7 protein-coding genes are annotated in these 5,815 nt (G+C 61.3%); 3 read left to right on the top strand and 4 right to left on the bottom strand.

The window, feature by feature from the left end; all coding sequences use genetic code 11:
* Positions 1 to 105: 105 nt before the first annotated feature.
* Positions 106 to 933 (bottom strand): lipoyl protein ligase domain-containing protein, encoded by an 828-nt coding sequence (locus NW853_RS06415; RefSeq protein WP_414335868.1) that lies wholly within the window; start codon positions 931 to 933, stop codon positions 106 to 108.
* Entirely contained in the window at positions 890 to 1,354 is a 465-nt protein-coding gene (locus tag NW853_RS06410) for a YbjN domain-containing protein (RefSeq protein WP_414348426.1), read from the bottom strand. Before NW853_RS06410 ends, NW853_RS06415 begins: the two co-directional genes overlap by 44 nt.
* 123 nt (positions 1,355 to 1,477) lie before the next feature.
* On the opposite strand from NW853_RS06410, the gene NW853_RS06405 reads away from it, so the two are divergent.
* Both NW853_RS06405 and NW853_RS06400 read left to right on the top strand, forming a co-directional pair.
* Positions 1,478 to 1,834, top strand: coding sequence for a 2Fe-2S iron-sulfur cluster-binding protein (locus NW853_RS06405; RefSeq protein WP_414335870.1), 357 nt, complete (start codon positions 1,478 to 1,480; stop codon positions 1,832 to 1,834).
* Between the two features lie 29 nt (positions 1,835 to 1,863).
* Positions 1,864 to 2,619 (top strand): 5'-methylthioadenosine/adenosylhomocysteine nucleosidase, encoded by a 756-nt coding sequence (locus NW853_RS06400; RefSeq protein WP_414335872.1) that lies wholly within the window; start codon positions 1,864 to 1,866, stop codon positions 2,617 to 2,619.
* A gap of 47 nt (positions 2,620 to 2,666) precedes the next feature.
* Here NW853_RS06400 and NW853_RS06395 read toward each other — a convergent pair whose 3' ends face one another.
* Together NW853_RS06395 and NW853_RS06390 are read right to left on the bottom strand one after the other, a co-directional pair.
* Positions 2,667 to 3,644, bottom strand: coding sequence for a PspA/IM30 family protein (locus NW853_RS06395; RefSeq protein WP_414335873.1), 978 nt, complete (start codon positions 3,642 to 3,644; stop codon positions 2,667 to 2,669).
* Positions 3,645 to 4,125: 481 nt separating this feature from the next.
* On the bottom strand, positions 4,126 to 4,944 hold the full coding sequence (locus NW853_RS06390; RefSeq protein ID WP_414335874.1) for a hypothetical protein: 819 nt from the start codon (positions 4,942 to 4,944) through the stop codon (positions 4,126 to 4,128).
* A 114-nt stretch (positions 4,945 to 5,058) separates the two neighbouring features.
* On the opposite strand from NW853_RS06390, the gene NW853_RS06385 reads away from it, so the two are divergent.
* On the top strand, positions 5,059 to 5,815 hold a 757-nt coding region (locus tag NW853_RS06385), incomplete at its 3' end, for a class I SAM-dependent methyltransferase (RefSeq protein ID WP_414348423.1).

Raw genomic sequence — 5,815 nt, 5'->3', positions numbered from 1 at the left:
GCAACCACTTCCAAAGTTATCCCGAATACCAATGAGACGAACACCCCCTCACCCCCAGCCCCTCTCCCAGAGGGAGAGGGGGGAAGTGGATCTTGCCGTTCTCTATCACTCAGGGTCAGCTATCCCCGCCGGATCCTCCCAGTGAAGCGGATCCGGCCAGGTTTCTTCTTGCCATTCCACCTCAAAGCACTCTTGGGCCATTTGGAGAAAATGTTCGATCAGTTCAGGGATCCCCGGCGCTGTGGGGCAAAGGTCGTACACGCCAATCACCTGAGAGCCGGGCAGGTATCGTTCCCACAGCTCGAAATTGGGCCGCAACAGCAGGGATCCCTGTTGCAGGATCCCCCAGGGTTGCCACAGTTGGGCGTTGCCCATCAGCTTTTTGCCCTGCCAGCTCAGATCGGCGCGGGTACGGGCGGCGAAGCAACTGACTTTGTTGTGGTAGCCCGGGTCTGGGGTTAGGCGGTTCTGGCCAGCAGGTCGGTCGTGAGCAGAAACGCGTGGATCCACCGCAATGCCCAGCGCCGCCAGGCCCTCTACCCAAAAGCGGCAGCAGAAGTCGTACACGCAGGCCCGCTGCAAACGGGGCAGCCGACGTTGGAGGTAAGAAAGGGGCAGCACCAAGCTGTAGGTCAGCTCCGCTGCCTCTTCAGCCGCCTGGTGCAACACCGCCCGTCCGCCGGTGGGCCGGCGCACCACTGGGATCCCTGGCGCTGAATCGGGCCAGGCCTGGTGCCGCCCTAGGGAGAGGGTGAGCCGATCCCAGCCGTAGAAGCGCAAACAGGGCCTGGGAGCATGGCGCAGCCGCTGCAAAAGCCAGGCATCTTGTTCCATCTGCCAGCCGCCAGGAGCCACGCGATAGGGCAGCCAAGCTCCCTGGGATCCCATCTCAAGCGGGGGGAAACTCTGCTCGCAGCGGCTCGTCGTATTCATCGGCCAGGCTGGCGACAATGGTGACGGCCCGCGAGATCTCGCCCGCACTGATCCCCTCGAGAGTGCGGTAGTGGTTGAGGACTACTTGGTTATTCCAGATGCAAAAACGGGCTTCCAGCGTGTCGCTCCAATTTTTCTCCAGCAGCTTCTGCATGAGCTTAGCAGGCTCCGCCACCGGCAGAGAGAGAACGGGAGACCACACCAACAGGGTATCTTCGGGGGATTCGCCGCTCAGGTGGACGAACACTTCCGCAGTGCCGTAGGTGAATTTCCAGGTGTGACCCTGCTCGTGGTTCTCGTAGGCGGCATCTTCCTTGAGGCTGGAAACCACCGCCGAGACGACCTCAACATAGCGAACAGGTTCCTCCAACTCTGAAAAAACCTCTGGAGAACGGTCAATGAGCGGCTCGCTGTAGGCCATGATCTTTCCCCTACTCCCTGTCTAACCACCTTAACTATACTGCCTAGCCCTCCCACCTACCTGCCATGCTGCCGGATCCGGCTCAGGCCAGAATAGGACTGTTCGCGGTTAGGAAGGTTGCCTATGCCCCAGATTGACGTTCAAGGACGCACCCTCACTTGTGAGGCGGGCGCCAACCTGCGCCAGGTGCTGCTGCAAGCCGGGATCCCGCTCTACAACCCGCCGGCTCATATCCTCAACTGCCGCGGTCTGGGCACCTGTGGCACCTGTGCCGTACAGATCGAAGGGGCTGTTTCCCCCATGGGCTGGCGAGAACGGGCCCGCCTGTCTTTGCCACCCCACCAACTCCCGTCCACTGCGGCGGCCCAGGGCGGCAACGGGCTGCGCTTGGCCTGTCAGGTGCAGGTGCTGGGAGATCTCAAAGTCACCAAATGGCCGGGCCTGTGGGGACACCGGATCCCGCCCGCCTCTCAAACCTAAGGATTCTAAAAAAACCTGAGGGAAGCCCTATGGAAGCTCCATCCCACCCCTCCCAAAAGGCTGTCGGCATTGTGGGAGCCCTGCCGGAAGAAGTGGCCATGCTCACACAAGCAATGGAGATCCATTCTGTCCATACCCATCTGGGGCGGCAGTTCCATCAGGGATCCCTGGCCGGACAACCGGTGGTGGCGGTTCAAGGAGGGGTGGGCAAGGTGCGGGCGGCAACTACGGCAGCCCTGTTGGTGGCCCACTTCCCTTTGCGGGGCATCATCTTTACCGGCGTGGCCGGGGCCTTGGCCGATCACCTACAGATGGGAGATGTGGTGCTGGCCCACACTGCCATCGAGCACGATTTCGGCACCGGACGGCCCGAAGGCTTTGTCCTGGGGATCGACTTTATTCCCGAGCTGCGCCACCCCCTGGCTGAGGCCGACAGTGCCCTCTACGACTTAATTGTGGCCCACCCGGAGCGGATCCCTCTCCACCCTCTGCAAGGTCGGGATCCCATCATTTATCAAGGCTTGGTGGCCACCGGCGATGTGTTCGTGGCCGACGCCAACCTGCGCCGCCAAATCCGCGAGCGCACCGGGGCTCTGGTGGTGGAGATGGAAGGGGCGGCTGTGGTGCGGGTGGCACAAGAAGCCGGGATCCCTTGTCTGCTGGTGCGCTCGGTCAGCGATGCAGGAGACGACGCCGATTTCTTGAGCTTCTTTCAGACGGCGGCGCTCAATTCGGCGGCAATCGTCCACACGGTTCTGCAAAGCCTGCCCCAGACCTTGCTGTAGCCCGGCTGGACAGAGCAGAGGAGGAGTTGGGCTTGGCCGCGCTCACGTCAGTTGTTCATCTCCCGCTCCAGCTTGGCCATCGCGATCTGGCTTTCCAAGCGGGAAATGCCCTCGCGGATAGCTGTCGCCTGGGCCTCAACCTCGTCCAGGGAGCGACGAACCGCCTCTGCGGCACTCATGTGTTGGTTCCGCTGCACCAAAGCCTGGCGCGCCAGTTCGTCCTGGTCATGTTGGCTGGCCTTCTCGGCTCTGACAAACCAATCCTCAGCCTTTTGCAGCAGTTGATCGTACTGCCGTTCCAGTTGTTTGCAGCTGGCCAGCGTTGTGGCCAGGCTGCGCCGCAGTTGTTTCAGATCCCGCTCCATCTGGCGGATGCTCGCGTTTTTCTGGCGAGGCTTTTTCCACAACACTTTGCTCAGGCCCACCATCACCACTGCTGTGGCAATGCCCACGCCCGCTGCCGCTGCCGGGTTTTCCCGCAGGAAGGAGCCGTCCAAAACGTTGGATCCCGCAAAGGCCGAGGTTTGCGCGGCTGTCTCCCGAAACTCCCAGGGCATCACCGGATTGCGTTGCTGCCAAAAACCTCGGCGCGCCGCCTGGGCCAATTCTTGAGCTTCCAGGTAGCGCTCCCGGTTGGCCCCGTACAAAAAGCGCTCGTAAACCGCCGCCTGCCCCTGGCGCAACATCTCCAAATTCACCAAGCCCTCAGAGTTGTACACCTGGGCAATGTGCAGCCCTTCCGGCGTGACGTAGAGGGTATCCACCTGCACCAGGGATCCCGGCGGCAGCAGGCTTTGCAAAGCCTCTTGTGAGAGCCGCCCCCAGCGTCCCTGCGTCAGCTCCGGCGCATCCACATAGGCAAGGCGAAAACGGGTGGGCCTGCCGTTCAAGTCTGCCCAAAAGGTGTCCCCATCCACCACCGACCGTACTCGCGCTGTCGCGGAAGATTGGGCCGCTGCAGGGAGGACAAACCAAGTGCCCGAAAGGACAGCCGCCGTCATCAGGAGAGAAGTTCTTGAGGCCATGGGGATCACTCCTATTGTGCAGAACAACAAAAGTTAAGAAATAATAAGAAATGGGGAGGCTGCGGGAACCCGCCAAAAGCCTGAGGCGTCTTCGCAGACTGGCAGAAGCAAATGGGCTGCTGCTTCCTCGGAAAGAGGCGCCAGAGCCAATAACTCACCCGCGTCAGAGAAAGCAACTTCTCCGACGCGGAGCTTGCCCTTCTGCAAAAGTCGGCTCCCAGGATGAGAATTTGGGTTAGAGTCTAGCTCACCTCTTGGGGCAACGTCACAACCCTAGATGGCAATCTTTGTCCAGTTAGCTTAAAGAGTTTCCCTGACTGGTTCCCGCCGCGGGTGGCACGGTGGCAGCACGCTGAGACCTCTGTACCAACAAGTCTGGGAAGCGTGAAGCCCGTACGCTATCGGTTCGCGCAGCGTGCTGTAAGCCATGTTGTGTTGACTCAACGAAGATGAGGGTCGGGAGTGCGTCACTGGATTGGAATCACAGGCGCAAGCGGTAGGGCTCTTCCTCAAGTCCACTGGGCAGAGGCGGCGGGAGAATCTCGATCTCGCCCGTGGGCAACGTGCGCAGCACCGTCCCCAATTGGGTCAGTTGTTCCAGAACAAACTGGCGGGTATCCCGGTCGCTGGTGGCGTTAAACACGCTTAGCCAGACATCGAAGCGGGAGCGGCGGCTGAGGGGGCTGCGGGCGATGTTGTCCCCCAGTTGGCGAAAATCGTCACCGGGCAAGCCCACCTGTTCCCGCCAGGCGGCGGCTTGGTAGTAGTCGCGGCGGCCCGCTTCCGCATCCCCCAAAAACATGAAGTTGATCAGGGCGCGATCCACGTAGAGCCGCCAGGCATCGGGGTTGTTTTGGGGGTTAAACTGCTGCAGGCCGCGATCCAAAATCTCGACGGCTTTTTCCGGCTGGCCAGCCCGATAGGCCAACACCAAGCTGGAGAGGCGGTAGCCTAAGAAGAAATTGGGATCCAGCCGCAGCATGTGGTCGAAGTACTCGTAGGCAAGGCCGTAGCCGGTTTGGGCGCGAGCAGGGGCGTCGCCGTAGTACTGGATCAGCTCCAGCCACAGCCAGGAGGCGCCCAGGTTGCGGTAGCCCAGCCAGCCCAGGGTGGTGGCCAGGGCAATGTTGCGGTTTTTGCGGGCCTCGGCATTTTCCAGGGCCTCTAGATTGATTCGCTCCAGCATCGGCACCTGCAGCCGTACCACCAGGATCCCGCACAGCAGCGCCCCGCCCACGGCGGCCAGGGTGCCTGTCAGGGAGAAACGGGAGCGGCGACGGGGCAAAGCAGCAGCAGTCATGGCCAGTTCTCAGCAGATCTCTATTGCTCGGCAGCGCCGCCGCGACCAGCGGCTAGACTCAATCATAGCGATGGCCTTGCTTCTCTCGATCTCCCTTGCACTTTTCCCCTGCCGATGACCAGATCTGCTCTCTCGGCTGCAGACCGGGCCCTCAGCCTCTACGAGGCCCTGCCCTACCCCAATGTGCCCCTCTCCCAGTCGGCCCGCAATGCCTTGGGGGAGATGTTCAAGATGAGCTACGCCACCGCCCAGTACCTGCGCACCCACATGCTCGTCCCGTCAGAGGGCAAGGTGATGCTTAACGCCGGCTGTGGCTCCGGCTGGGAGACGCTGATGATGGCGGAGGCCAATCCGGGCGCCCAGATTGTGGCTTGTGATCTGTCGCCGGCTTCCGTCAAGCTCACCGAGGAACGCCTGCGCCGCCACGGCTTCACCGATGTCCAGTGCTACGTCCTCAACGTGCTGGAGCTGGATCGCCTGGGGATCCAGTTCGATTTCATCAGCCTGAACGACGTTCTGTATTTTTTGGCGGATCCCACTGAGGGCTTGCGGGCGATGAAAAAGGTTCTCAAGCCCGAGGGCATTATTCGCGCCAATCTCCACAGCCGCCGCCAACGCCAGGTGTTTCTCCGCCTGCAGGAAGCTTTGCAAAAGGTGGGGCAATTCGACGTCCCGCCAGCAGTAGGCGCCAAGAACGTGCGGGAATTCATGGGATCCCTGCAGGAAGAGGTGGCCAAGGCAGTGCTGTGGAACCCGGCCAACTATACCGAAGACGCCGCCATCCTGAACAACTATCTGCTTGCCAACGACAAGGGATTTACGATCCCCGAGGTGTTTGGCATGTTGCAGCAGGCAGGGTTGGGCTTTTTAA

Source organism: Synechococcus sp. H55.11, from assembly GCF_047462475.1.
GTDB lineage: Bacteria > Cyanobacteriota > Cyanobacteriia > Thermostichales > Thermostichaceae > Thermostichus.
This window is presented reverse-complemented; position numbering and strand designations above follow the sequence as displayed.

Excerpts from the sequence above, each read along its gene's own strand:
- NW853_RS06400 (WP_414335872.1), top strand. The coding sequence starts at position 1,864 with ATGGAAGCTCCATCCCACCCCTCCCAAAAGGCTGTCGGCATTGTGGGA.
- NW853_RS06405 (WP_414335870.1), top strand. The coding sequence starts at position 1,478 with ATGCCCCAGATTGACGTTCAAGGACGCACCCTCACTTGTGAGGCGGGC.
- NW853_RS06415 (WP_414335868.1), bottom strand. The coding sequence starts at position 933 with ATGAATACGACGAGCCGCTGCGAGCAGAGTTTCCCCCCGCTTGAGATG.
- NW853_RS06395 (WP_414335873.1), bottom strand. The coding sequence starts at position 3,644 with ATGGCCTCAAGAACTTCTCTCCTGATGACGGCGGCTGTCCTTTCGGGC.
- NW853_RS06390 (WP_414335874.1), bottom strand. The coding sequence starts at position 4,944 with ATGACTGCTGCTGCTTTGCCCCGTCGCCGCTCCCGTTTCTCCCTGACA.
- NW853_RS06410 (WP_414348426.1), bottom strand. The coding sequence starts at position 1,354 with ATGGCCTACAGCGAGCCGCTCATTGACCGTTCTCCAGAGGTTTTTTCA.